Raw genomic sequence first — 23,798 nt, 5'->3', positions numbered from 1 at the left:
ATCCAGCTCAGAACAAGGCTTCCTAGCGTATCCTTTTGGACGGCACTTTGACCTATATCAATTTCATTGCGCCCTCCCCAGAGTAACCTGTTTGCAACAAGCCGCAGTGGCAGAAGAGATTTGGAGGCCTTATGTCAGTGCCAGATAAGCAGGAGCTGATCGCATTGTTCGAGTATGCCCGCCCCAGGGTGATACAGTCGATGGAATTGCGTCATTGTCCCCATGCGGGTTTCTATAATCCAGTGGATGAACGCTGTAATTTTTGTCATCAGGGCATGGAATGTATCTGGATGAACCAGAATGATGAGCTGGTGGATCTGGAGCAGAAATCACTCGAAGAGTTGAGGCAGCAGTTATTGATAGCGGTCGACTTTGTCGATTCCAGCCTGAGCCCGCATCATTTGTCACGGCGCAAATGTCAGTGTGATAACTGCAATTGGCTGCGCAAGGTGCAGGAGACCCTGGCCAGATTAGCCTGATAATGCCCCACCCCCAAGTTTGACTTGCCACTCAGTGATGCCGGATTATTGGGCTAAGCGAACTTCCTGATGGAATGGTATTGGAATTGCACGATACCATTCTTTATCTGGGATCAATTCCAAATAATCTGCTACATATCCATCTTAGTTATAACCATATGTTTTTATATGGTTTATTCATTAATGGCACAAACATTATCCTAACGCTGTTTAAAATGCGCCATGGCAGCCACAGATATGGCAAAATAATGCCATTGCTTATCAACCAGACTCAGAAGATGAACAGGATCAAGAAACGCTTTGTGGCCGGTGCCAAATGTCCCAAATGTCAGGCTCAGGACAGCATAGTGCTGTTCAAGGAGAATGGTATAGAAACGGTCGAGTGTGTCGAGTGTGATTACCGCGAGCAGCAGACCGATGACAAGGTCAGTGACAAGGCGACCGGTGAAGTGATTGGCCTGTTCAAACCTGAATAATATTCTTTAAAACCCGCAGCGGATCCCGCTTTCTTTACCGGCCCTTCAATTGCCAAGGGTGGGTCTTTCCATTAATTTAAGGGTTTTGCTGTATTGAGGCGGTTTGCCCGTCTGTTGCCGCGAGTGCCGGGGCCTCTGGCCGCTTGGGGCTTGCTGTCTGCATAAGGATTTATATGCCAAGCTTGATTCGAATAGTGCTGATCGACACCCATCTGCCGGGCGTGGTGGAACTGAAGCTCGATGGCCATACTAATATCTGTGGTACCAACGCCTCGGGTAAGACCACGCTGCAGCGTCTGGTGCCTGTGTTTTATGGTGAATACCCCAGCCGGGTCGTGCCTTCGACCCGTGACAGCTTCGAGCGCTGGTATCTGCCCAGAGAATCCAGCTATATCATTTACGAATACCAAAAGAGTGATGGCTTGCTGTATCAGGCGGTGCTGGCCTCGGCCGGCGACGGCAAAGGGGTCAACTATCGCTTTATCGCCAAGGGATTTGAACTGGAAGACTATATCAAGTCCCAAAACGGCGACACTATTTTGTGCCATACCATGGCCGAACTGGGTCGCGAGATGAAACGCGCTGGAGTGAACCATACCAAGCTTTTGAATACCCGAGAGTTTCGCGCCATCATCCAGAATGACCGTACCTTGCTCAACACAGGCACCAGCCGCACTGAGCTGCGCAGCTATGCCCGTTTGTTCTCTCTGTGCGAGGCCGATCATTCACTGCGCCATATCGAAAAACTGGCCAAGGCGGTGCATTCCAAAGAAGGCAAAATGGAAACGGTCAAGTCGATGATCGCCGCCATTTTGGAAGAGGATGGCGTTAACCCGCCGGCATCAAGGCTCAATCCACAACGAGTCGAGGCCTGGATCCGCGAGAGCCAGCTGATCGCCGGGTTCGAGCAGATCCGTCCCGAATTTGACAAGCTGGAGCAGGAGTTCAACGAGCTGCTGTCGGCTGAACTACGTCTTGGCAGCCTGGCCAAGGGTTATCGCAATGACGAAGTGCTGGAGGCCCAGCGTCAGGAGCAAAATCAGACCCTGTCGCGGGAGCTGAACTTCCGTCTCAAGGCATTGGACGATGAGTGGAAAGAGCAGCGCGACGAGCTTAACCAGGAGCTGTCTGCCGCCAAGGGCGATGTCGCCAAGCTGGAATATGAACTCGACGCCATCGAAAACCAGCATGCGGCGTTTCTCGATGCCGATATCGAACAGGCCAAGGCCAATCTGGAACAGCTGCCGCTGTGGCGCAGCGACCTTGAGAACCTCAGCGAAAGACACAAGCTGCAAACAGAGAAGCACCAGGACATAGAAGCCGCCTATAACGCCCGCCGCAGCAAGATTGGCGAACAGCTCAATAAGGAGCTGGAAAAGCTGCAGCAGGAGCTGGATAAGCAACGCGAGGCCCGCGACAAGCAGCGTGAAGTGGCCCGAGAAGACTTGGCGCGCCTCGATGCCGAATTCCGTGAGCAGCAGGAAAACGGCAAGGCCAAATTCCAGGAGCAGGAGTACCAGCTCAAGCTCAATGCGGCCGAGCTCAAGCTGCAGGTCGACAGCGTGACTTATACCGAGGAGGAGAAGCTCAGTCTGGCGGTGTTCGACGAGCGTATCGACCGTGCCGATGCCGAGCAGGAGGCCGCCAACGCCAAGGTGGAGCGGCTGATGAGCGAAGAGCGCAAGCAGCGCTCACTCAGGGATCAGGCCAGCGAATCACTCAGAATTGCCGCGCTCAGAGTCACGGAGCGCCAGGGCGATCTGGACGATCTCAAACACATGCTGTTCCCCCAGTCCCATACCTTACTGGAGTTCCTGCGAAAAGAAGTGCCGGGTTGGGAGCAGCACCTGGGTAAGGTGGTACATCCCGACTTGCTGCACCGCACTGACTTGCACCCCAATGTTGGCGCCGAAAGCGACAGCCTTTTTGGGATCTCATTGGATCTCAAGGCGCTGGAGATCCCCGAATACGCCAGTTCAGAGCCTGAGCTGAGGGCCAAGCTGGCCAAGGCCGAAGATGCGCTGCAAAACGCCTATGGGCTGCAGGAAGAAGCGGAAGAGCGCCTGGTGCAGGCCAACGAAGCGCTGGATAAACTGAGCCGCGAGCTGACCTTTGCCCGCACGGCATACAAGAATTTGCGTGACGATTTGCGGCGTCTGTTCGAGGAACGCCGCACTGTGCAGGAGCAGATCAACAAGGCGTTGGCTGAGCGTAAGGCGCAGGCCGGTAAACGCCTGACGCTGCTGGATCAGGAGATGAAACAGCTGCGCAACCAGCACCTGGAATGGCTGGAGGAACTCAAAGAGCAGGCACTGGATGCCAGAATGGAAAAGAACGCCTACTGGCAGGAAGTGGTCGGCGCGCTGGAGCTGCATCTGGAGCAGCTCAAAGAGAGCATCAATCAGCGTCGCAGTCGTGCCAAAGAGGAGCAAAAAGCCTGCGAGCAGTGGTACAAGAACGAGCTTAAGTCCCGCGGGGTGGATGAAGACAAAATTCTCGCCCTCAAGCGGGAGATCCGTGAGCTGGAAGGTGCCATTGCCGCCGCCGAGCAGCGCCGCAGTGAAGTGCTGCGCTATGACGACTGGTATCAGCACACCTGGCTGGTGCGTAAACCCAAGCTGGTGACCGACTTGGGCGAAGTCAAGCGCGCCGCTTCCGAGTTGGATCAGCAATTGAAGACCAAGGCCAACGAAGTCAAACATGCCCGCCAGCAACTGGAGCAACAAAGGCGCCAGTCCGATGCCGCGCAGGTAGAGGCCTCGGAAAACCTCACCAAGTTGCGCGCCTTGCTGCGTAAGCTGGCCGAGCTGAAATTGCCGCGTAACGATGAAGAGCCCCAGGGCAGCCTGGGTGAACGTCTGCGTCAGGGCGAGGAGCTGTTACTCAAACGGGAGCATCTGCTGGGTTCGGTCAGGCAGTATGTGGATCATTTCGATCAGGTGATTGCCAGCAAGTCAGGCTCCAGCCTATCCGAGTTCTGGGAAAAGGCCCGTGAGGAGTCCAGCTCAGTCAATGACAAGGGCATTCGCCTGCTGGATTACCGCAAGTTGGTGCCGCATCTGGCCCAACTGCTCAATGTGATGGTGCCGCAGTCGATTACCGCGCTGCGTGAACAGGGCCGGATCTTCGGTGTCGACCTGACTGCCTTCTACGATGTTTTGGCCGATATCGACCGCCGTATAGCCTCCCAAAGTGCCCGTATTACCCGCGAAGTCGGGGAGGAGCTGTTCCTTGAAGGCGTCTCCGAATCTGCGGTCAGGATCCGCTCGCGGATCAGCGAACTGGAGTTCTGGCCTGAGCTGGAGCTGTTCGTCAAGGCGTTCCGCGCCTGGAAGGGCGAAGGCTTCACCGGTCTGCCGGATGAGCACTATACCAACAGCATGCGCCGGGCACTGGATATCATAGGCCGCTCGGCCCTGACCGGCGGCATCGCCAAGCTGCTGGAGATTGAGCTGCGCCTCAAGGAGGGCAACTCGGATCTGGTGATCCGCACCGACCGTCAGCTCAACGAGTCATCCAGTCATGGTATGGCTTATCTGATCCTCTGTAAGTTCCTGCTGGCCTTTACCCGCTTGCTGCGGGGCAAGGCGGATGTCACTGTGCACTGGCCGATTGATGAGCTGGGCACCTTGCACCACGCTAACGTGAAGAAGATCTTCGATGCCTGTGAAAACAACAATATCAGCGTGTTGGGCGCTTTCCCCAACCCTGAGTCCGAGGTACTGAATTTGTTTGCCAACCGCTACATCATCAACAAGCAGACCAAGCGACTGCAGGTGGTTAAACCCAAGGTCGATCCCATAGCGCAAAAGCTCTCTGAGCGGTTGGCCAAGGAGGCGGTGTAATGAGCGAACTGCAAAGCACTATCGTCGGCTCAGGCGCCCTGATTGAGCGCCTGCTCAAGGGTGAATTTATCTGCCGCACCACGGATGAGGAAGGCTGGCGCTCACTCAAGAGCCCGGCCACCCGTGACAGAGTCGAGGCTTATCTCAACCAAATCAACCGCACTGTGGCCCAGGCCGCCGAGGGCGAAGTCTTCTTCTGTGGTTATCTGCAGTTGGGGGAGGACGAGCGTAAAGTGATTTCGGCGCAGTTTCGCGATATCTGCCAGGCGTTGATCCCCATGGTGGAATGGCTGGTATTGGTGCAGGAAGCCAGCGGCCAGGACGCGCCCCTGACCGAAGGCGCGGCGGTGCGGCTTACCGAATTGCAGAGCCGCATTGAGGATACGCCGGCGTTTCGCGAGCAACTGGCCAAGCTGAGCCAGTATCGCTTGTTCGGCTCCAGCTCAAGCAGTGTCGATGGCCAGATCAAACTGGTTTTCAAGCGCTTGCAGGAGCTGGGTTATCTGGTGCGGCCAAATCCGGAAAAACAGATCTATATCGCCACCGGCAAGCTGGATTACCTCTACGAAGTGATCCGTTTTATCGATGAAACCGAAGGCCTCAGTCTGGAGGCTCAGGCTGAAACCGCCACCCAGAGGGATCTGATATGAGCAGCAACCTGCATCAGGCCGGGGTCAAGCTGCTGAGGCTGCTTGGGCGTAACGCCGAACTGGTGATGGACGCCTATCTTTCCGGTAGCTTGGATGAGACCCAGCAGGAACCTGCGCTGCTGAAGAAGCTTACCGATAACGGTATTCTCTGGCGTCCCGAGCCGGACGAACCGCTCAGGTTGTCGCGTAATGTCAGGGCCCTGCTGGAAGAGGGCCTCAAGGATGAGCGTAACCGCCAGATCAACGCCAACGTCGGTTCGGCCTTGGCCACCATCAAGACCTTGGCCAATCACTACCGTGAGGCGCGCGCCAGCGTGGATTACAGCGCCGCCGAGGCCTATCTGGCGGACTTGACCGAACACGTATTCAGCTTCACCGAGAGCCTGCGTTACTCCATTCGTGTGCTCTGGGGCCGGATCAATAACGAGTTTGGTTATGTAGGTTCAATTAACGCCAAGATCCGTGAAAACGAGCTGGCCCAGAGCCAGGTATCGGAACTGCTTAACGGCCTGGAGCTGTTTGAGTTTACCGAGCTTGGCGAAATTGCCGGGGATATCCGTGAGCTGCGCCGCCTGCTGGTGACCATGCTGCAGGATACCCTCAGCGATTGCACCCAGGAGCTGAGCGTGGTGCAGGGGCGGCTACTGGAATTGCTGGGACGCTTCAGGCAGATCCGCGGTCGTACCCGTCTGCTCAAAGGCTGGTTGCTGTATACAGATTTGCACCCCGACTATCAGGTGGCCGACCACGTGGCGCACAAGCAGGTGCCTGTGCTGTTCAATCATGCCGAGGCCTTGCTGGCACCGGCATCAGTGGATGTGAACAACAGCGGCCAGGAACTGCAGCTGATGGAGATGGTGGCCCGTATCAAGGCTATCAGTCGTGACCATCTGCCCAAGAGGTTGCAGGAGCACGACGTGCCGGTTGCGGTTAGTCCTCAGGAAGACTTTGATATGCCGGATAACCCGCTCAAAGAGGCAGTGGATGAGTACTTCTGCGCCGTCATTGACTCGGGCCGCAACACTTCGGCGCTGGAATATCTGCAGCAGCAACAGCTGTCCTGGGATCCGGAAAGCTGGCTCTATCAGGTGATAGGTGGCTTCGAAGGGCTCAGTGAAGAGCACAAGCGCTTCTTTGCCCTGGAGCCTTTGGGTGAACCCCATCCGCTTTATTCGGGTAACTTCATTATCCGCGACGTGGAAGTGGGGCTGAGATAAGCCCAGCTGAGAATGTGATCCGGCGCCGGTTTTTCCCTCTGCCATACCGGCTTTACATTGGTAAAACTCAAGGCGAGACAAGATGACCAATATGGTTGTTTTGTCTCGCAAACTTGTTAATTTTTCTTATTATTCCACCTTACTGATGACTCTGGCTGCACTGCCCTTGCGTCTGCGGCTTTGTTGCGGTGCCAGGGGCCGCCACTTATAATGCTTCGGCCCGCCAGCGGGCACCTCATTGACTCGTCTGTTAATCAAACGTAAGGAATCGAATAATGCAGAGACGCAATTTTTTAAAAACTGCGGCTATTTTGTCGACGGCCGGTATCATCAGCCCTGTGATGGCGGCCACATCGAAGACCAAGGCCGTCGAGCATTATTCCGCTGACGGCCGTAGACATTTCACCCTGACTCAAGATTACCAACTGATCGCACCCGAGGGCTCAGAGGGCGTGGTCAAGTTGTGGATCCCGCTGGTGGAAGACACTCAGTTTCAGCAAGTTCGTAAGTTGAACTTCAAAGGCAATTTCCAGGACGCCTATATCACTGCCGATAACAGTTATGGTGCCAAGACACTGTTTGCCACCTGGCCTGATGCCAAAGGCAAGATGGAGCTGCAGTTGGTGATGGAGCTGGAAACCCTCGACTGGGAACCGCTGAAAAACGGTGAACTCGAGCATTATCGCGCCCCAAAAACTATCCAGTACCCGGTGGATGTGGAGCGCTATCTGCTGCCCACCAAGCATATGCCCATTGATGGAATAGTGAAGCAGACTGCAGACAAGATTGTTGGCAAGGAAACCGACCCGCTGAAAAAGGCCCGCCTTATCTACAACTGGGTCAGTGCCAATATGTTCCGCGACAATGACGTTATCGGCTGCGGCACAGGTGATGTGGCCACTATTCTCGAGAGCGGCAAACTGGGGGGTAAGTGTACTGATATCAACTCGGTATTTGTGGCCTTGGCTCGCGCCGCCGGTATTCCGGCGCGGGAGATGTTCGGGATCCGGGTCGGACAGGCTATTAAGATGGGCAAATACTCCAAGAAAGCTTTCGGCAGCAGTGATGCCAATGGCCTGGCCAAGGTCAGTGGTGGTCAGCACTGCCGTGCCATGTTCTATCTGGCGGGTTACGGTTGGTTGCCGGCCGATCCTGCGGATGTGACCAAGATGCGTTTGACCGAGAATAAGCAACATCAGGATCCCGATGTGCAGGCGGTCAACGACTATCTGTTCGGTAACTGGGAAATGAACTGGGTTGGTTTCAACTTCGGTCGTGACTTTGATCTGGCGCCCATGGCCGAGCAGACGCCGCTGAACAACTTTGGTTATCCTTATGCCGAAGTGGATGGCGACCCTGTGAACTATTATGACCCTAAAGTTTTCGCCTATGATTTCCAGTCAACAGAACAGCTCTAAGGGTTTTTTGGCGACACTGGCGGCCGCCGTTGTTGCCGCTGTCGCCTCCAGTCTGTGCTGTATTGGGCCGCTGATCTATCTGGTGTTTGGGGTATCGGCGGCCTCGCTGTCGGGTGTTGAACAGCTGGGCTGGCTGCAAGTGCCTATGTTGGCGCTGTCGACTCTGTTGATCCTCCTGGGCTTTTGGCGTTTGTATTTTTCCAAAAAGCCCCTGTGCACCGCGACCATGAGCCGTACCAGTATGTTACTGCTCTACTGGCTGGCCGTGCCTGTGGTATTGGCATTTCAACTTTACCCTTTTGTATTACCTTGGCTGTTAGAGGTGTTTGAATGAGAAGCTTGTTACTGGTTTTACTGCTGCTGTGCACGCCGTTTGCCTGGGCGGGCAATCTGGTGGTCACCCTGGATGTTAAAGGCATGACCTGCCCTTTGTGTGTCACGGTAATCAACAAGGCGCTGCGCAAGACAGAGGGCGTGATTAAGGCCAAGTCCTCGCTCAAGACCCAACAGGCCAGAGTGATAGTACCCGAAGGCTTTGATATGGATGCGCTGATAAAGGCGGTGGATGAAACCGGCTATAAGGGCAGTATCAATAAGATAGAGCCAGAGGCCTAAGCTCTAAGACCCGGTTCATTTAATAGATTCAGCTTGAACCAAAAGCTCTGTCCAAAAAAGCGTGCTTTAAGCACGCTTTTTTGATGGGTTCAGGCCTTGAGCAATTCCCGGCACAGTTTGACGAAGTCAGAAGAGGTGACTATGCCCTGCACCTTGTTGTGCTCGTCCACTACAGGCAGACAGCCATGTTTGTTGGCGATAAAATAATCCACCACTTGAGTCAGCGGCGCATCGGCCATGAGTGGTTCAAAGTCGGTTTCAATCAGATCGGCTATCAGGGTGCCGCGTTCTTTTCGTTCCAGTGCTCCCTGACCGTAGCGGGTCAGCAGATTGACTACTGTGGCAATCATCTTCTTATGGGTAAGTATTCCAACCAGAGTGCCGCTGGTTTCTGAGATCACCGGCAGATGGCGCACGCCGCGGGAATGCATTAGTTGGTGGGCGTCCTTGACGCTGGCGCCATCACTGATACACACCACCTGGGTACTCATGATGTCTTTGACTTTCATTGTCTTGTTCCTTCAGCAGGGCCCTGATAGGGCTAATTATCTGTCCTGTAAGGCATTTTGCCCCCTGTTATCAATGTCTGCAAGTTAAGGGGCTTAAAGTGGGCATCATTTTATTTAACTTACTGAATTTATTTGAATACCAATAGGTATTTACCTGTTTGTCACAATTGTGCAATAGTTTGACTTCACAATCTGGACATCCGACCTCATACCAGCATGATGAAGCGTTTTTTAAAGGAATAATAACAATGACCCGTAACTTCTCCCGTCGTGACTTTATTGCCCTCTCAGCCAAAGGTGTTGGCGCTGCCGTGCTTTCATACGGCCTGATGGGCTGCTCCAGTGACAATGATGACAATACTGTCGCCGCCGATTTTTTTCATGGTGTCGCCAGCGGTGATCCCACTCAGGATGCCGTGATTATCTGGACCCGGGTTACACCGCAAACGGCGGGGGATGTCAGAGTATCCTGGCAGGTGTCCCGTGATGGTGCCTTCAGCGACTTGGTGACCACAGGTGAAATGGTGACCAATGCCGAGCGTGACTACACGGTTAAAGTCGATGCCATAGGGCTGGAGAGCGGCAGCCGCTACTTCTATCGTTTTATGACGGGTGACAAGACATCCACGGTCGGTATGACCAAGACCCTGCCCGAGGGCGCGGTCGATTCGGTTAAACTGGCGGTTATGTCCTGCGCCAATTTCCCGGCCGGTTACTTCAATGTCTATGAACTGGCGGCGCAGCGGGACGATCTCGACGCCATGCTGCACTTGGGCGACTATATCTATGAATATGGCCGTGGTGGTTATGCCAGTGAACATGCCGCCGAGCTGGGCCGTGAGGTACTACCCGCGGGAGAGTTGCTGTCCTTGAGCGATTACCGTAGCCGCTATGGCCAGTATCGCGGCGATGCCAGTTTGCAGAAGCTGCACGCCAAGCTGCCGTTTATTACCGTCTGGGACGATCACGAAGTGGCCAACGACACCTGGAAGGATGGCGCCGAAAACCATAACCAAGGGGAAGGGGATTTCGATGCCCGTAAACAGGCGGCATTGCAGGCTTACTTCGAATGGCTGCCTATCCGCCCATGGCGCGAGGGCAATCATGAAGAGATCTACCGCAGTTTCAGCTTCGGCGATCTGCTGGATCTGCATATGCTGGATACCCGGGTGTTGGCCCGTGATAAACAGTTGGACTATGGTAACTATCTGGATCCGGCTACCGGCGCTTTCAACGATAAGCAGTTTCTCGCCGACGTGACCGACACTCAGCGTACGCTTCTGGGCCAGACCCAACTGCTGTGGCTGCAGGGGAAACTGTTGCAATCCAGCGCCAAGTGGCAGCTTTTGGGGCAGCAGATACTGATGGGGCGGATGATGTTGCCGGCGGCGATAGCCACTCAGCAGCTGTCTATTCCGCAGTTTGCCGAGTTGGCGGCATTGGCCCAGTTGGCGGCTCGTGCTCAGGCCGGCGATCCGACTCTGACCCAAGCGGAACTGACCTATCTGGCTGCCAACCAAGCTAAACTGACGCCGGAAGTGCTGGTACTGTTGCAACTGCCGTCGATTCCTTACAACCTGGATGCCTGGGATGGCTATGCCTATGAACGTGAAGTTGTGCTGGCCACTGCCAGGGCCTCGGGTAAAAACCTGGTGGTGATTGCCGGTGATACCCACAATGCCTGGGCCAATGATCTCAAGGACAAAGATGGCAACATGGTTGGGGTTGAGTTTGCCACCAGTTCGGTTTCCTCCCCTGGGCTTGAGTACTACCTCAACCTGCCACCAGAGCAGATCCCGGCGACAGAGGCGGCCGTTGTAGGGCTGGTGGATGACCTTAAATACGCCAACCTGTTGAACCGGGGTTATATGACGCTGACCTTCAGCAGCGAAGAGGTGGTCAGCGAGTGGTTCTATGTGGACAGCATTCTGAGCAAAGATTTCACTGAAGCAGAGGAGCGCCGTGCCATTGCCCGCTCCTTGGATGGAAAGCCGGGGATCTTGCTTGGCTGATAATTGACTTACATTTTACCAGCCGATCCACGGTGAGTTTGGATGAAATTGTTCAGCCATGACAAGGCGTTTTCTGGCATAACCTAGGTTTCCATAGGTTATGCCAAGGTCAATTAACCACTGACAGGCGGAAAATCCAAAATAGCGGTGGCGACATTGAAGTAGACGATGACACCTATGATATCGGCTATCGAAGTCACCAGCGGCGCGCTGGCCGAGGCCGGATCCAACTTGAACTTGCTCAGCAAGAAGGGCAGGGACATGCCTATCAGGCTGCCGATAATCACCACAAGTTGCATGGTCAGAGCGACCACCAGGGCGATATCGCCGCCACGCCAATAACCCAGGGTAAATACCGCAATCGCCATGGTGGCACCCAGTAAACCGGCCACAAACAGCTCTTTGCCTAGCAGCGACAGCCAGTCTTTGAGGACGACCTCCCCGGTGGCCAGTGCCCTGACCATCAAGGTGGCAGACTGCGAACCGGCGTTGCCGCTGCTGCCGATGAGTAGTGGCAAGAAGAACACCAGAGCAACATAGGCTGTGATGGTATCTTCAAAGTAGGCGATCCCAGTGCCGGATAACACATTGCCGAACACCAGCAATACCAGCCAAAAGACTCGCTTACGATAAAGCATGCCAATGCTGGCTTCCTTAAAAGAGCAGGCCAATTGACCCACGGCGCCGTGTTTGTTGAATTCGGCATCGGCCTGGGCACTGGCTACATCCATGGCATCATCATAAGTGACTATACCGACCAGTTGGTCTTTGCCGTTGACTACCGGCAGCGCCAGCAGGTCATAGTGGGCTATCATCTGCGCCGCTTCTTCTTTGAAGGCTTCCGCTTCTATGGCAATGGTCTGCTCTTTCATAAACTCTTTCACCAACGCCTTGGGCGGCGCGATGATGAGCTGACGCAGTGACACATTGCCTATCAGGCGGCCGCGCTCATCCACCACATAGGTCTGGTAGATGGTTTCCAGATCTGCGGCCACTTTCCTCAGGCTGTCTATGGCCTCTTCCGCGGTTTGATTGACCCGCAGCAGGGCATAGTCAGAGGTCATAATGGAGCCGACCTTGGAGTCATCATAGGCCGCCAGGGTACGCATATCCTCGCGCTCCGCCTTGGCTAGAGTGGGCAGCAGCAGGGCCTGCTGCTCAATCTCCAACTCGTTATAGAGATCGGCGCGCTCATCTGCTGCCATCTCCATGATAATTTTCCCAAGGGTTTGATGATCCAGCGCTTCTGCCAGCAGCTTTTGCTGCTGATGGGGTAGATACCGCAGCAGCGCCGCCGCGGTTTTGGGCTGGCACAGGGTCAGTATTGAGGCCGTTTGCTGGCAGTCGAAGGTCGGCAGCACGGCGGCTATGTCCGCAGGATGAAGCTCAGATGCCAGCATCTGCATCGCCTTGGCGTCTTTGTTGGTCAGGATCAGATGCAGGTTGAGTATGATGTTGTTGCTGTTCATAGGTCATTCTCCCAATGAGCTATCAAGAAAAGAAAAGTTGTAGGCCGGCGCCAAATTGGCGGGCGCCACCGCCATACTGATTGCCATAACCCAGTTGCCACTGCCAACGGGCGTTGGGTTGGTTTTGCCAGAGTAGCTGGTAGCCATAGTCGCCTTGGCCCAGATACTGGTTTTCAAACAGCAGGGTGTGTTGCTGTACTTTGAAGCCGGCTCCCAGGCCAAAAATCATCGCCGGGCCTTCACCCGACTCCAGGCTCAGCCCTAAGTTATTGCGCACAAAGAAGCCTTGGGTGGCAATCGGCAGATCGCTACTGACCAGGGCGTGGCCCTGCCAGCCATCTCTGTGATGACGCCCCAGCTCCAGTGCCAGAGCCTGAGTCTGAACCTGGGATAAGCCGTTTGTTGCCAGCGGTTGTTTGTAGCCCAGCTTCCAGCCGCGGCTCTCATGTCTGTCCCAGGAGGCTTCGTGGTTGTCTGTTTGCAGTTCCAGCGCCAATTCGCCGCCAAAGACGGTTTGGTTGAGCCCCAGGGCAAAGCCGTTGTTGCCTGTATGCCGCTGCCAGTCGATTGCCAGCTCAGTTACTGTGGCGATGTCGGGATCTTCCAGCAACTGAATGCCGGCATGCAGTTGTCCGTGCCAGAGCAGGCCGCCCAGCAGCCAAGTGGTATATCTGAGTGTCATGTTTGTTCCTCCTGTGTGGGGGAACACTCAAGGTCGTAGATGGGGCAGCAAGGCTGTCCTAAGTAAAAACCTTTGTGGTTGCATTAGTTTGCAGCCACAGGAGAACACTGCGGCATGCGTGAGCATGTCAAGCTCAACAAGGTTTTTATGGGGAGTAACGGAAAAAAGGATTCTTTAATACGCTACTGCCAGGCTCGGCAGTAGTTTGCGAAGCTGCAGACTAGTGCCGGGCAAATAATCCTGTCTGACTGACAGGGCATCTACTGTCACCTATGTGTGTGTCCACAGTGGGTCTCCGTATGGTTAATTAAGCGGCGATTGTATGGTTGCAAGCAAACAAGTCAAGCGGGAGATTGAAAAAGCGCGTTAAACAGGGTTGTTTAGCCACAAATAGCGGCTTTTTGTTGTTTGTTTGTTGTTCTATTGGGCGCCATTGGGGGGAATGGGTAGCCGGGAAGTTGTTTTTTGGGGGGCTATTGGACAAATCCCAGCAGCGGCTTAATATCAACACTATTACTCAGTAGGGTTACCGGAGCCGCAGCGCTTTTCATGTCTTCCAATATCCGTATCGCCAGCCTGAATCTGTTCAATTTTGCCATGCCGCCGCTGGCGTTTCATGAGTTCAACAACATCTATACCCAAGGACAGTGGCAACAAAAGTGCGACTGGATAGCCCGCTGGCTGCAGCAAGCACAGCCAGATCTGGTGGGCTGGCAGGAGGTATTCAGCCCCGAGCCGCTGCGTGAATTGTGTCAGGCTGCCGGTCTTGCCCACTTTGCGCTGGTGGATTCGCCGGTCGTAGAAGGCTTTATTGCCCGCAAGAGTGTAGTAGCTCTGGCAAGCCGTTATCCAATCGTTTCCCTGGCGGCGGTGGCGCTGGATGCCGAACTGGCATTTTCACTGGGGCTCAAGGATGAGTTTCAAAGCAGTCGTCAGATATTGAGAGCCACCTTGATGCTGCCTGGGATCGGCCACTGTGATACCTATGTGGTGCATTTCAAATCACCACGCAATAAGTTGCCCAAGGGCGCGGTCGAGCAGCAAGGTGCCGCCGGGCTGCTGGCCGAGAGTGCGCTGGGCCGCTGGTCAGCCACTTTGCAGCGTGGCAGTGAGGCGATGTTGTTGTATCAGGCGATACTCAAGCGGCGCCAGCAAAGCGGCAACGCTGTGGTACTGATGGGGGATTTTAACGCCGGCATAGACTCCAGTGAACTCAAGGGGCTGTTGGTGGGTGCCGGGCAGCTCTATAACGGGGATATTCGCGCCGCGGGCCTTTACGGCCTGCCCGATGAAAGGCTGAAACTGCAGCTGGCGCATTTTCAGCTGTTTGACGCCTGGCAGCTCTGGCGAGAAGCTTCTGAGCAAAGTGGCGAGCGAGTGACAGTGACTCGGCCCGTGACCCATTTTCACGGCTCTCAAGGCGGGGTGATCGACTATCTGTTGTTGAGTCAGGAGTTTGATGCCCGTAGCCAGCATAGCCTGGCTGAAGTGGTGGATTACCGGGTTTATGACAGTCACCTGCTGCGGCCGCAGTTTGAGCTGGATGCCCAGGCGAGCGACCATACACCGATTTTGGCAGAAGTCTGTTTACGCCATCCCTGATTAGGGCGTGATTTGGTCAGCTTCTGGTTTTTAACTGGCTCAGAATGATTTCGTTGCTGCCTGCTTATTGGGTTTGGGAATTTACAGCCGATGCGCCCACCCTTTACTCGCCGAAGAAAAGGGGCTTAAATGCGGCAAGGCCTTTTAAGTAAATCAGGAACAGAGGATGTTTAAGAAATTGCTCGCTGCAGTTGGCGTTGGTGGCGCCAGTGTCGATACCCGCTTACTCAATGCCAACCTGCAACCAGGGCAAACCTTCGAAGCCCGAATCGTGCTCAAGGGCGGCGAGGTAAGCCAGAGTATTGCCGGCCTGGAGCTGGCCCTTATGACTCGGGTTAAGGTCAGTGATGGCGACAGCAGTCATTTTATCAATCATTGTCTGGCCAGCTGGCGTATCAGCGAAGGCTTTGAACTTCAGGCCGGAGAGGTGAGAGAACTGCCTTTCATCGGTCAGTTGCATCCTGAGACCCCATTTACCGAGTTGCCGGTGCGTAACAATCAATGCCGGGTCTGGCTGCAAACCGGGCTGGCGATAGATTACGCTATAGATCCGGGCGATCAGGATCTGCTGCAGATCCAGCCTACCCAGCTGTTGCTGCACCTGCTGCAGGCCATGGAAGAGTTGGGCTTTATCCTTAAAAAAGCCGATGTCGAGCAAGGCTATATCAACACCTCTGGGTTTCGCAGTGGTTCAGGTTGCTATCAGGAGTTGGAGTTTGTGCCCGCAGGGCTTGGGATCCGCCTTTTGCGTGAAGTGGAGCTCACCCTGGTACCTGCCGGAAAGCAAACCCATATCTTGCTGGAGCTGGACCGGGCTTTTCGCGGCGATGGCTATCTGAGTCTGACCTTGGATAATCAGGCCGATTATCCTCAGGTATTGGCCGCGTTGCGACCTCATCTGACTTGAATCGGTTTAATGTCGTCCCCCTATTTCACAGTGTGCGGCGATAACGCCGCTTGAGAGGAGAATCCTATGTTGATTGCATGTCCCCAGTGCGCTGGAATGAACCGGGTGCCGGAAGAACGCCTGTCTCAAGGCCCTAAGTGCGGCCATTGTAAGCAGCCTTTGTTTCAAGGCCTTCCAGTAGAACTGACTGATGCCAACTTTGCCAACCATGCCCATAAGTCAGAGCTGCCGCTGGTGGTGGATTTCTGGGCCGGCTGGTGTGGACCCTGCAAACAGTTTGCTCCCATATTCGAGCAGAGCGCTGCCGAATTGGAGCCGGAGTTTCGGTTCGGTAAGCTGGATACCGAGGCTCAGCAGGCATTGGCGGCCCAGTATGGGATCCGCTCCATTCCGACCATAATGCTGTTCAAAAATGGCCGAATGATAGCCCAGCAGGCCGGTGCTATGCCCAAACAGGCATTTCAGCAATGGCTCAAGAGTCAGCCTGCTTGAGGCTAGATAGCAACAAAGCCTTGGTAGTGTTGGTGCATGGCTTCAATAAAGATGAACGTGATATGGGGTTTCTGGCCCAAGGCTTGGCTCGGCAATACAGGATCCTGTGCCCCAGATTACCCACCCGTTTCGGCTCACTGCAACAAGCGGTAGTGACCTTGCGCCAGGCGCTGGATGAGCAGAACTGGCAGCAGTATCCCAGGGTGCACTTTGTGGCTCACAGTATGGGAGGCTTAATCGTCCGGCAACTGCTGGCAGAGCAGCTGCCCGGCAATCTGGGCCACAGTGTGTTTATTGCCACGCCCCATGATGGTTCACCGCTGGCGAGCCTGGCCGATAAGCTTCCGGGATATTCCCGGCTATTTCAGCCGTTGCAATCTTTGCTGCCGGGGCAGCGCTGGGCAAGCTGGCGCATGGATAGCCGGGCTCATCTTGGGATCATCGCCGGCAGTGGGACTCAGGATCCCTTGGGCGCCTTGATTGACGGCGAGTCCGATGGCCGGGTACCCCTGGCTTCTACCCGTTGTGATGATGCCAGTGATTGGCTGGTGTTGCCCCTGTGCCATAAGGCCATACATTGGCATCAGGATACGCTGGCGGCGGTACAGAGCTTTCTTGAGTGCGGCCGCTTTGGCGCTGACTCATGAGCGCTGACTAATAAGCTAGGGGTATTAGACCTTGGCTAAGGGGAAATGAGGGCCGCTGAGTTTCTCTGGTGCGCCGGATAAGCTTACAGATTGGAATTTTGGGCCGGGTTCGCACCTGGCAAAATACTCAATTATTATTCACAGAGGGTTTCCTGGCTCACTCAGTTTCAGGTGCACTCAGTTTCAGATGCACTCAGTTTCAAGTGCACTCAGTTTCAGGTGGGCTTATTTATCAGGAGCGAATTTGGCCGCGAAAAAGGGATGGTTTAGGCGACTGACGGCCTGGCTGATAAAACTGTTGTTGGGGCTGATGATACTGTCTCTGCTGATGGTGATTGCCCTTAAGTTTGTTAACCCACCGCTGTGGAGCTGGCGTATTGAACGCTATTGGTTTCCACCGGCGCCGGTAACACAGGTACAGCGCCAGGTGCAGCATCAGTGGCAGCCGCTGACTCAGATATCTGCCAATATGCAGCTGGCGGTGATCGCCAGTGAAGATCAGCGTTTTGCCCTTCATTCCGGTTTTGATCTCAAGGCGATTCAGACTGCCATAGAAGATAAGCTTCAGGGGGAGCGCCTCAGAGGCGCCAGCACCTTGAGCCAGCAAACCGCCAAGAACCTGTTTATGTGGTCTTCGCGTAGCTTTATTCGCAAGGGGGCTGAAGCCTGGTTCACCTTGCTTTTGGAGCTGGTGTTGGATAAGCCCAGGATCCTTGAGTTGTATCTGAATATTGTTGAATTCGGCCCGGGGATCTACGGCGTTGAAGCGGCGGCGCAACACTATTTTCATAAGAACGCCGCTCAGTTGTCGTCCCGCGAGGCGGCCTTGCTGGCCGCCTTGTTACCCAATCCCTGGCAATATCAAATCAATCCGCCCAGTGCTTACATGAACCGCCGCGCCGACTGGATCCAGCAGCAGATGCGGCAATTGGGGCTGCAAACACTTAAAGACCTGGATTGATTTCAATGTCGGTATTTAACCCTTGGTCGCTAGCGCTTGAATTGGCGACGACCCGATTGCGACCACTGTTTTTGGCTTGATAAAGTGCGTGGTCGGCTCGTTTGACGGCCGCTTCTATCGATTCTGTTGCAACTTCAACCTCGGCCACGCCCAAGCTTATGGTGCAACTTATCTTGTCTCCCGTGTCGGCGGTCAGTTGCATAGCTTCGACATTGAGGCGCAGCTGCTCGGCTCGATGCAAGGCTTGGTTTAGTGTGGCTCCCGGCAGCAAGATCACGAACTCTTCGCCGCCGAAACGGGCCGCCATCTCGGCTCCTTGGCAGTGTTGTTTCAATAATTTGGCCAGGGCGACTATCACCCTGTCGCCCAAGTGATGACCAAAGTTGTCGTTGATCTGTTTGAAACTGTCTATATCCAGAATAAGCACAGAGATAGCCTCGCCATTGCGGCCGGCCAGCTTAAGTTGATAGTCGGCTTCGGAATAGAAATAGCGCCGGTTATAGAGTTTGGTCAGAGGATCCGTGGCCGCCTGGCGCTTGAGCTCTTCCTGCGAGGCGCGAATATCCTCAAGAATTTTGATCCTATAGGAGATGATAAACGCCAGGGTGAGGGCTTCCAGCATAATGCCTATGCCGACTCCATGACTGCTGAGGTAGCTCGGAGAGATCAAGCCCTTGTAGAAGAGCACGGCTATGCCGTTGAAGATTACGAAGAAGCTGTGGCCCACCAGAAAGTATTTCACCAGAGGATTGCCCTTGCGATAGAGGGAGATACTCACAGAGAAGGTTACCAACATCATGACTGCCGCCATACTGCTGGCGGGTTTGAGTGCCGCTGAGATATCAAACAGCCCCCAAATCAGAATGGCAAATAGCAGCAACAACAACAATTGCAACACCTTGTGCTCTGTGGGGTAGAACTGCCTGGTTTCGAAGATAGCCGTCATAAACAGCAGCAGGAAAATCGGCATGGTGAGCAGCGACAGATTGAGCATGAAGACGTTCGAGCCGTAGGCGTTGAACACGCTGGCGACTAGGCCATAGGACAAGGCAATCCACACCAGACCGGAGATTAGGTACAGCGAATAGTAGATGTTCTCTTTCTTGCTGCTGGCGAAATACAGCAGGCAGTTGTAGAACACCAGCGCCAGCAACATCCCCACCATAAGCGCAATATCATAGTGAGTACTCACCAGAGCGCGCCGCGAATTTTCTCCATCCATCAGTGTCATGGCAAACCATTGATGGGAGTAGGCGTGGCTACGAATATACAAGGTTGTTATCTGATCTGGCGCCAGAGTCAGTGGGTAGACCACTGTGCCCCGATACATAAGTGGGTTGTCGGCGGCCTGTTCGAGATCCAACTGCTCGTGTCGCTGCAGTTGTTGGCCGCTTTCCTCATAGATGTCGATTTGCTGCACATGGTAGGCATGGGGCAGGTGCAACAACAGCGGCTTTTCCTGCGAGAGTCTATTGTGCAGTATCAGCTTGAACCAGGTGACCCTGGCGTTGGTACCCAAAGTGGTGACATTATCGGTTACGCCGAAAGGCTTCTGGCGTGCCTGCTCAAAGCCAAGGTTCTGGCTGTTATCAATAAAATAGCCGATTTTGAACTCTTCGAGCGCGACGCTGTTTCGTTCTATATTAATAACGGGAAGCTTAACCTGCTCTAATGCAAATAGTTTTAGGCTGGTTAGTAGCAAAAACAGGCACAGCAACGCGTATCTCAATTCCATTCAGGTATCCATTTTCCCTGGCGCCGGCATGTCCAGGCGCTTCTTTATTGTTCAATGGTACCCAAGGATAAAAAGTGTCGCCAGCAATACCGCTTGTTATGCGGTTTCTTGTTTGAATGACAGTATCTTGAAGTTCGGAAAATTATTGAGTGATGGATTGATGGTGCCTCTTAGTTGTTGCAGCTTATATTTAGGCTCATTTTTGGCACTAAAAAAGGCGACCCTGAGTCGCCTTCTTGCTTGGATGCCGATTATCGGCGATTAACGTGGGCCCGGCTCGGCATAATGGGTCATCCAGTCTTTGACCTGGTTATACCAATAGATGGAGTTGTTGGGCTTCATGATCCAGTGGTTTTCATCGGGGAAATAAATCATCCGCGATTCCACTCCACGGCTTTGCAGGGTGCGGAACAACTCAAAACCTTGCCCCACTGGCACCCGGTAGTCCAGCTGACCATGGCTCACCAGGGTCGGTGTATTGAAACCGGCGGCAAAGTAATGGGGTGAAATCGACTGGTAGATCTCCGGTTTTTCCCAGTAATGGCCGAAGCGGGTGCTGTGCACGGCGAAGTCGGAAGCCATCTGGGAGTACATGTCGTACACGGCGGCATGGATCAACAGCGCCTTGAACGGATGTTTCTGCCCGAGGATGATGGAGGTCAGATAGCCGCCGTAGCTGGCACCACCGGCCACCATGCGATCGCTGTCGATCCAGCTCTTTTGTTCAAACCAGTCGGCTGCCTTGAGGACATCATCCAGAGACTTGTTTTTCCAGTCCGGATTGATGGCATCGGCAAACTCCTGGCCGAAGCCGCTGGAACCGTGGAAATTGGGCCAGGCAGTGACATAACCCCAGGAGGCGAAGGTCTGGGCGTTCCAGCGATAGTGGAAACCATCACTGATAGCGTTGTGTGGGCCGCCGTGTACCAGCATAAACAGCGGGTACTTCTTGCTGCGATCGAAACCCGGTGGGTAGTGCACCCACATCTGGATATCCTGGTTGTTATAACCCTTGTAGGTCACAGACTCATAGCTGCCCAGATCCACATCCTTGAGCAGTTCGTCATTGAACTGCTCCAGCCTTTGGCCTTTACCGTTCTTGGGATTGATCGCCAGCAGTCGCGCCGGATAAAGGAAGCTGTCGTTGAGGGCAATCAGGGTGCCTTTCTTGCCTATCTGCGGCTGACCATAGTTGGTGTCCTTGGTGATCGCCTTCACTTTGCCGCTCTTGGCATCAATATGATAGATACGGCTGGTGGCGGCATCATCAATGGCGGCGTAGAAGCCTTTACCATCCGGCGTCCAGCTGAACTGAGACACAGATCTGTCCCAATTGGCGGTCAGGGTCTTGAGCTTACGGCTGTGGATATCCAGCAGCATCAGCCTGGAGGTGTCGGCATAGAAACCCGGGATCTTCTGGCGAGTGAAGGCCAGCGTCTTGCCGTCAGGGCTGAAGCTTGGGCGGCTATCGGGCGCTTCGTTGTCCGGCGTCAGGTTTTCTGCCTTGTCTGCGCCTATCTTGCCGAGGAAGATATCCAGCTTGGGATCGACCCGGTTGTCGGAGCCGTAGGCGTTGAAGGCGATCAGTTTCTCATCGGCAGACACATCATAGCTGCCGGCGCTTTGACTCGAACGAGGCAGCTCATGGCCCAGTGTTTGAGTAATGGCTTCTATCTCGCCGCCCTTGGCAGGAATTCGGAACACATGCGCCTGACGGCGTTCATCCAGCCAATGATCGAACTGGGCATAGGGCAGAGCATTCCACTGCTTGGCCGAGGTCTTGTTGTCCTTGTCGGCTTTCAGCTGCTCTTGCATCTGCTTCCAGTCCTGCCCGGGGAAGATATTGCTGATGAAATAGAGATGGTTACCTACCCATTTGATGCCGTACACGCCGGTAGGCACCTCGGTCAGCCGCTGGGCTTCACCTGGGCCATTCATCGGCAGCAGATAGATCTGCCCGGCATCGTCCTCATTGCGCTGGCTGACAAAGGCCAGAGTGTTGCCATCGGGAGAAAATACCGGGTTGCTCACCTTGAGTCCGGCGGCAGTCAGTGGGCGTTGATGTTTGCCATCGGCATCAAAGTACCAAAGTTGGGTCGACCCTTTGTCGGCCTTGACATCATACTCGGTCACGGGGGCGATGATATGCTCGCCGCCGGGCGATACTACCGGGCTGCCGATACGCTTGAGTTGCCACAATAGCTCAACCGACAAGGGCTTGCCCGGCTCTGCCCACGCCGATGCCAGTGGCATCAAGAGGCAGAGTAATAGAATTCCAACCTTCTTCACGGAAAGTCTCCTTTAGATACAGATAGTTATTATATTTGGCAGCGAAGGCTGCCTCGGGAGTATATCCCCGGATGATGAAAACAAGCTTATCCGGGCACGGTTTGATGGGATTATTTTGTGTAACTTTCTGTTAGCGCTGGTACGGTATCGTGTGAAATTTGGCCGTTTTGTGTGGGGGTTAAGTCAGGTCATTTATAATCAGAGGCTATAAAGAATAATAACTTAATATTTTGTCGTGCTTAAACTAGCGCTTATTATGCGGTAGATTCTCTCTCTATATACCGTTTCCCGTATAAGGTTCCATATGTCTATTGCAGTTATCGCAGCCATTGCGGTATTTCTCGGCGTTCTGTTTATTCTGTTTCACCAACAGCAAAAAGAGCACAAATTATCCCGTCTGGTGCTGATCGGCTTAATCCTCGGCAGTGCCTATGGTTTCCTGATGCAGTCATACTTTGGCGTGGATAGCCCGGTCACTGCAGAGACGCTCAGTTGGATTGCCATAGTCGGCGGTGGCTATGTGGCCTTGCTGAAGATGGTGATCATGCCCCTGGTACTGGTGTCCATGGTCGCGGCCGTGGTCAAGTTGGATAAGGGCGGCTCGCTCGGCAAGATCTCCTCCCTGACCATATTTATTCTGATGGCGACCACGGCCATAGCGGCTTTGATAGGTATTCTGGTCACTTCCATCTCAGGGATTTCTGCCGAGGGGCTTATCGCCGGTAGCCGGGAAACGGCGCAAATGGCGGTATTGGATACCAAGGCGGCTTCGATTGCCGATCTGACTGTACCGCAAATGCTGCTGAGCTTTATTCCGGTAAATCCTTTTGCCGATCTGGCCGGTGCCCGTTCCACTTCCATCATTGCCGTGGTGATTTTCGGTATCCTCCTCGGGATAGCGGCCCGCAAGGTGATGCATGAGAAAGAGCAACTGGAATCGCCCATACGAACCTTTGTTGAAGGTGCGCAGGCGATTGTTATGCGCCTGGTGAAGATGATTATGGCGCTGACTCCCTATGGTATTGCCGCGCTGATGGCCAAGGTGGTCGCCTCTTCCAGCGGCGCCGATATGCTCAATTTGTTGGGTTTTATTCTGGCCTCTTACGTCGCCATTCTGCTGATGTTTGTTGTTCACGGCATACTGGTGGCTATGGTGGGCGTCAGCCCGCTGGACTACTTCCGTAAAATTTGGCCCGTGCTGACCTTTGCCTTCTCGTCGCGCAGTTCGGCGGCGACTATTCCATTGAATGTCGAGGCTCAGGTGACCCAGCTGAATGTGCCGCCGGCCATTGCCAATCTGGCGGCCTCGTTCGGCGCTACTATCGGCCAGAACGGCTGCGCCGGTATCTATCCTGCGATGTTGGCTGTCATGGTGGCGCCCAGCATGGGCATAGATCCACTGGACTTGCATTTCATGCTGTCCTTGATTGCCATAGTGACTATCAGTTCTTTCGGGATAGCCGGTGTCGGTGGCGGCGCAACATTTGCGGCGTTAATTGTCCTGCCTGCCATGGGACTGCCGGTGGCCATTGTGGCGCTGCTGATCTCCATCGAGCCGCTGATTGATATGGCGCGTACCGCCTTGAACGTATCCGGCTCCATGACCGCAGGTACCATGACCAGTCGGCTATTGAAGCAAACCACGGAAAACCAGACGGCCGAACAGCAGTAAGTTGCTCCGGCTAACGGCTTGATAAAAAGGATGCTGCGGCATCCTTTTTTAGATTGGCACAGGTAATGAAAATCTTACTTCAAAAGGACATTAACCCGCATCCGCTTATGTAAATAGCATT

General features: G+C 54.3%; 20 protein-coding genes. 15 read left to right on the top strand and 5 right to left on the bottom strand.

Features of this window, described 5'->3' with window-relative positions; translation table 11 throughout:
- Positions 1 to 131 precede the first annotated feature (131 nt).
- The 8 genes from SIL79_RS04155 (at position 132) to SIL79_RS04120 (ending at position 8,700) form a co-directional block, all read left to right on the top strand.
- Positions 132 to 479 (top strand): hypothetical protein, encoded by a 348-nt coding sequence (locus SIL79_RS04155; protein ID WP_039034946.1) that lies wholly within the window; start codon positions 132 to 134, stop codon positions 477 to 479.
- Between the two features lie 278 nt (positions 480 to 757).
- Positions 758 to 955 carry a YheV family putative zinc ribbon protein gene (locus SIL79_RS04150; protein WP_039034984.1) on the top strand — a complete coding sequence of 66 codons (198 nt, stop codon included), beginning with the start codon at positions 758 to 760 and terminating at the stop codon, positions 953 to 955.
- Positions 956 to 1,128: 173 nt separating this feature from the next.
- Entirely contained in the window at positions 1,129 to 4,800 is a 3,672-nt protein-coding gene (locus SIL79_RS04145; RefSeq protein WP_319618998.1) for an ATP-binding protein, read from the top strand.
- A complete protein-coding gene (locus tag SIL79_RS04140; protein WP_025011291.1) occupies positions 4,800 to 5,450 on the top strand; it encodes a hypothetical protein in 651 nt (216 codons plus the stop codon). Before SIL79_RS04145 ends, SIL79_RS04140 begins: the two co-directional genes overlap by 1 nt.
- On the top strand, positions 5,447 to 6,667 hold the full coding sequence (locus SIL79_RS04135; protein ID WP_039034949.1) for a hypothetical protein: 1,221 nt from the start codon (positions 5,447 to 5,449) through the stop codon (positions 6,665 to 6,667). Before SIL79_RS04140 ends, SIL79_RS04135 begins: the two co-directional genes overlap by 4 nt.
- A gap of 275 nt (positions 6,668 to 6,942) precedes the next feature.
- Positions 6,943 to 8,085, top strand: a complete 1,143-nt coding sequence (locus SIL79_RS04130; protein WP_039034950.1) for a transglutaminase-like domain-containing protein — start codon at positions 6,943 to 6,945, stop codon at positions 8,083 to 8,085.
- Between the two features lie 16 nt (positions 8,086 to 8,101).
- Positions 8,102 to 8,419 carry a membrane protein gene (locus tag SIL79_RS04125; protein WP_039034985.1) on the top strand — a complete coding sequence of 106 codons (318 nt, stop codon included), beginning with the start codon at positions 8,102 to 8,104 and terminating at the stop codon, positions 8,417 to 8,419.
- Positions 8,416 to 8,700, top strand: a complete 285-nt coding sequence (locus SIL79_RS04120; protein WP_025011288.1) for a heavy-metal-associated domain-containing protein — start codon at positions 8,416 to 8,418, stop codon at positions 8,698 to 8,700. The genes SIL79_RS04125 and SIL79_RS04120 overlap by 4 nt, the downstream gene beginning before the upstream one ends.
- Positions 8,701 to 8,789: 89 nt before the next feature.
- Here the strand turns inward: SIL79_RS04120 and SIL79_RS04115 are convergent, their stop codons facing one another.
- Complete coding sequence (locus tag SIL79_RS04115; protein WP_100142461.1) at positions 8,790 to 9,209, bottom strand: CBS domain-containing protein; 420 nt, start codon at positions 9,207 to 9,209, stop codon at positions 8,790 to 8,792.
- 248 nt (positions 9,210 to 9,457) lie between these two features.
- Here SIL79_RS04115 and SIL79_RS04110 point away from each other — a divergent pair, with 248 nt between their 5' ends.
- Positions 9,458 to 11,221, top strand: coding sequence for an alkaline phosphatase D family protein (locus tag SIL79_RS04110; protein ID WP_319618997.1), 1,764 nt, complete (start codon positions 9,458 to 9,460; stop codon positions 11,219 to 11,221).
- 113 nt (positions 11,222 to 11,334) lie between these two features.
- On the opposite strand, the gene mgtE is transcribed toward SIL79_RS04110, so the two are convergent.
- Together mgtE and SIL79_RS04100 are read right to left on the bottom strand one after the other, a co-directional pair.
- Complete coding sequence (gene mgtE / locus SIL79_RS04105) at positions 11,335 to 12,690, bottom strand: magnesium transporter (protein WP_071476738.1); 1,356 nt, start codon at positions 12,688 to 12,690, stop codon at positions 11,335 to 11,337.
- 22 nt (positions 12,691 to 12,712) lie between these two features.
- A complete protein-coding gene (locus SIL79_RS04100; protein WP_319618995.1) occupies positions 12,713 to 13,372 on the bottom strand; it encodes a hypothetical protein in 660 nt (219 codons plus the stop codon).
- A 549-nt stretch (positions 13,373 to 13,921) separates the two neighbouring features.
- Here SIL79_RS04100 and SIL79_RS04095 point away from each other — a divergent pair.
- The 5 genes from SIL79_RS04095 (at position 13,922) to mtgA (ending at position 17,981) form a co-directional block, all read left to right on the top strand.
- Positions 13,922 to 14,974, top strand: a complete 1,053-nt coding sequence (locus SIL79_RS04095) for an endonuclease/exonuclease/phosphatase family protein (protein WP_071476739.1) — start codon at positions 13,922 to 13,924, stop codon at positions 14,972 to 14,974.
- A gap of 166 nt (positions 14,975 to 15,140) precedes the next feature.
- Positions 15,141 to 15,881: a sporulation protein gene (locus SIL79_RS04090; RefSeq protein ID WP_101095684.1), complete on the top strand. Its 741-nt coding sequence runs from the start codon at positions 15,141 to 15,143 to the stop codon at positions 15,879 to 15,881.
- 66 nt (positions 15,882 to 15,947) lie between these two features.
- A complete protein-coding gene (gene trxC, locus SIL79_RS04085) occupies positions 15,948 to 16,373 on the top strand; it encodes a thioredoxin TrxC (RefSeq protein ID WP_039034956.1) in 426 nt (141 codons plus the stop codon).
- Positions 16,349 to 17,020 carry an esterase/lipase family protein gene (locus SIL79_RS04080; protein ID WP_144361080.1) on the top strand — a complete coding sequence of 224 codons (672 nt, stop codon included), beginning with the start codon at positions 16,349 to 16,351 and terminating at the stop codon, positions 17,018 to 17,020. The genes trxC and SIL79_RS04080 overlap by 25 nt, the downstream gene beginning before the upstream one ends.
- A 244-nt stretch (positions 17,021 to 17,264) precedes the next feature.
- On the top strand, positions 17,265 to 17,981 hold the full coding sequence (gene mtgA, locus SIL79_RS04075) for a monofunctional biosynthetic peptidoglycan transglycosylase (RefSeq protein WP_226684243.1): 717 nt from the start codon (positions 17,265 to 17,267) through the stop codon (positions 17,979 to 17,981).
- On the opposite strand, the gene SIL79_RS04070 is transcribed toward mtgA, so the two are convergent.
- Together SIL79_RS04070 and SIL79_RS04065 are read right to left on the bottom strand one after the other, a co-directional pair.
- Entirely contained in the window at positions 17,965 to 19,716 is a 1,752-nt protein-coding gene (locus SIL79_RS04070) for a sensor domain-containing diguanylate cyclase (protein ID WP_319618994.1), read from the bottom strand. The genes mtgA and SIL79_RS04070 overlap by 17 nt on opposite strands.
- Before the next feature lie 261 nt (positions 19,717 to 19,977).
- Positions 19,978 to 22,005 (bottom strand): S9 family peptidase, encoded by a 2,028-nt coding sequence (locus SIL79_RS04065; protein WP_319618993.1) that lies wholly within the window; start codon positions 22,003 to 22,005, stop codon positions 19,978 to 19,980.
- Between the two features lie 304 nt (positions 22,006 to 22,309).
- Here SIL79_RS04065 and SIL79_RS04060 point away from each other — a divergent pair, with 304 nt between their 5' ends.
- Positions 22,310 to 23,677, top strand: a complete 1,368-nt coding sequence (locus SIL79_RS04060) for an L-cystine transporter (RefSeq protein ID WP_039034959.1) — start codon at positions 22,310 to 22,312, stop codon at positions 23,675 to 23,677.
- Positions 23,678 to 23,798: the final 121 nt, after the last annotated feature.

Source organism: Shewanella indica (assembly GCF_033842865.1).
GTDB lineage: Bacteria > Pseudomonadota > Gammaproteobacteria > Enterobacterales > Shewanellaceae > Shewanella > Shewanella indica.
Note: the sequence above shows the minus strand (reverse complement) of the source record. Positions and strands in the feature narration are given on the sequence as shown.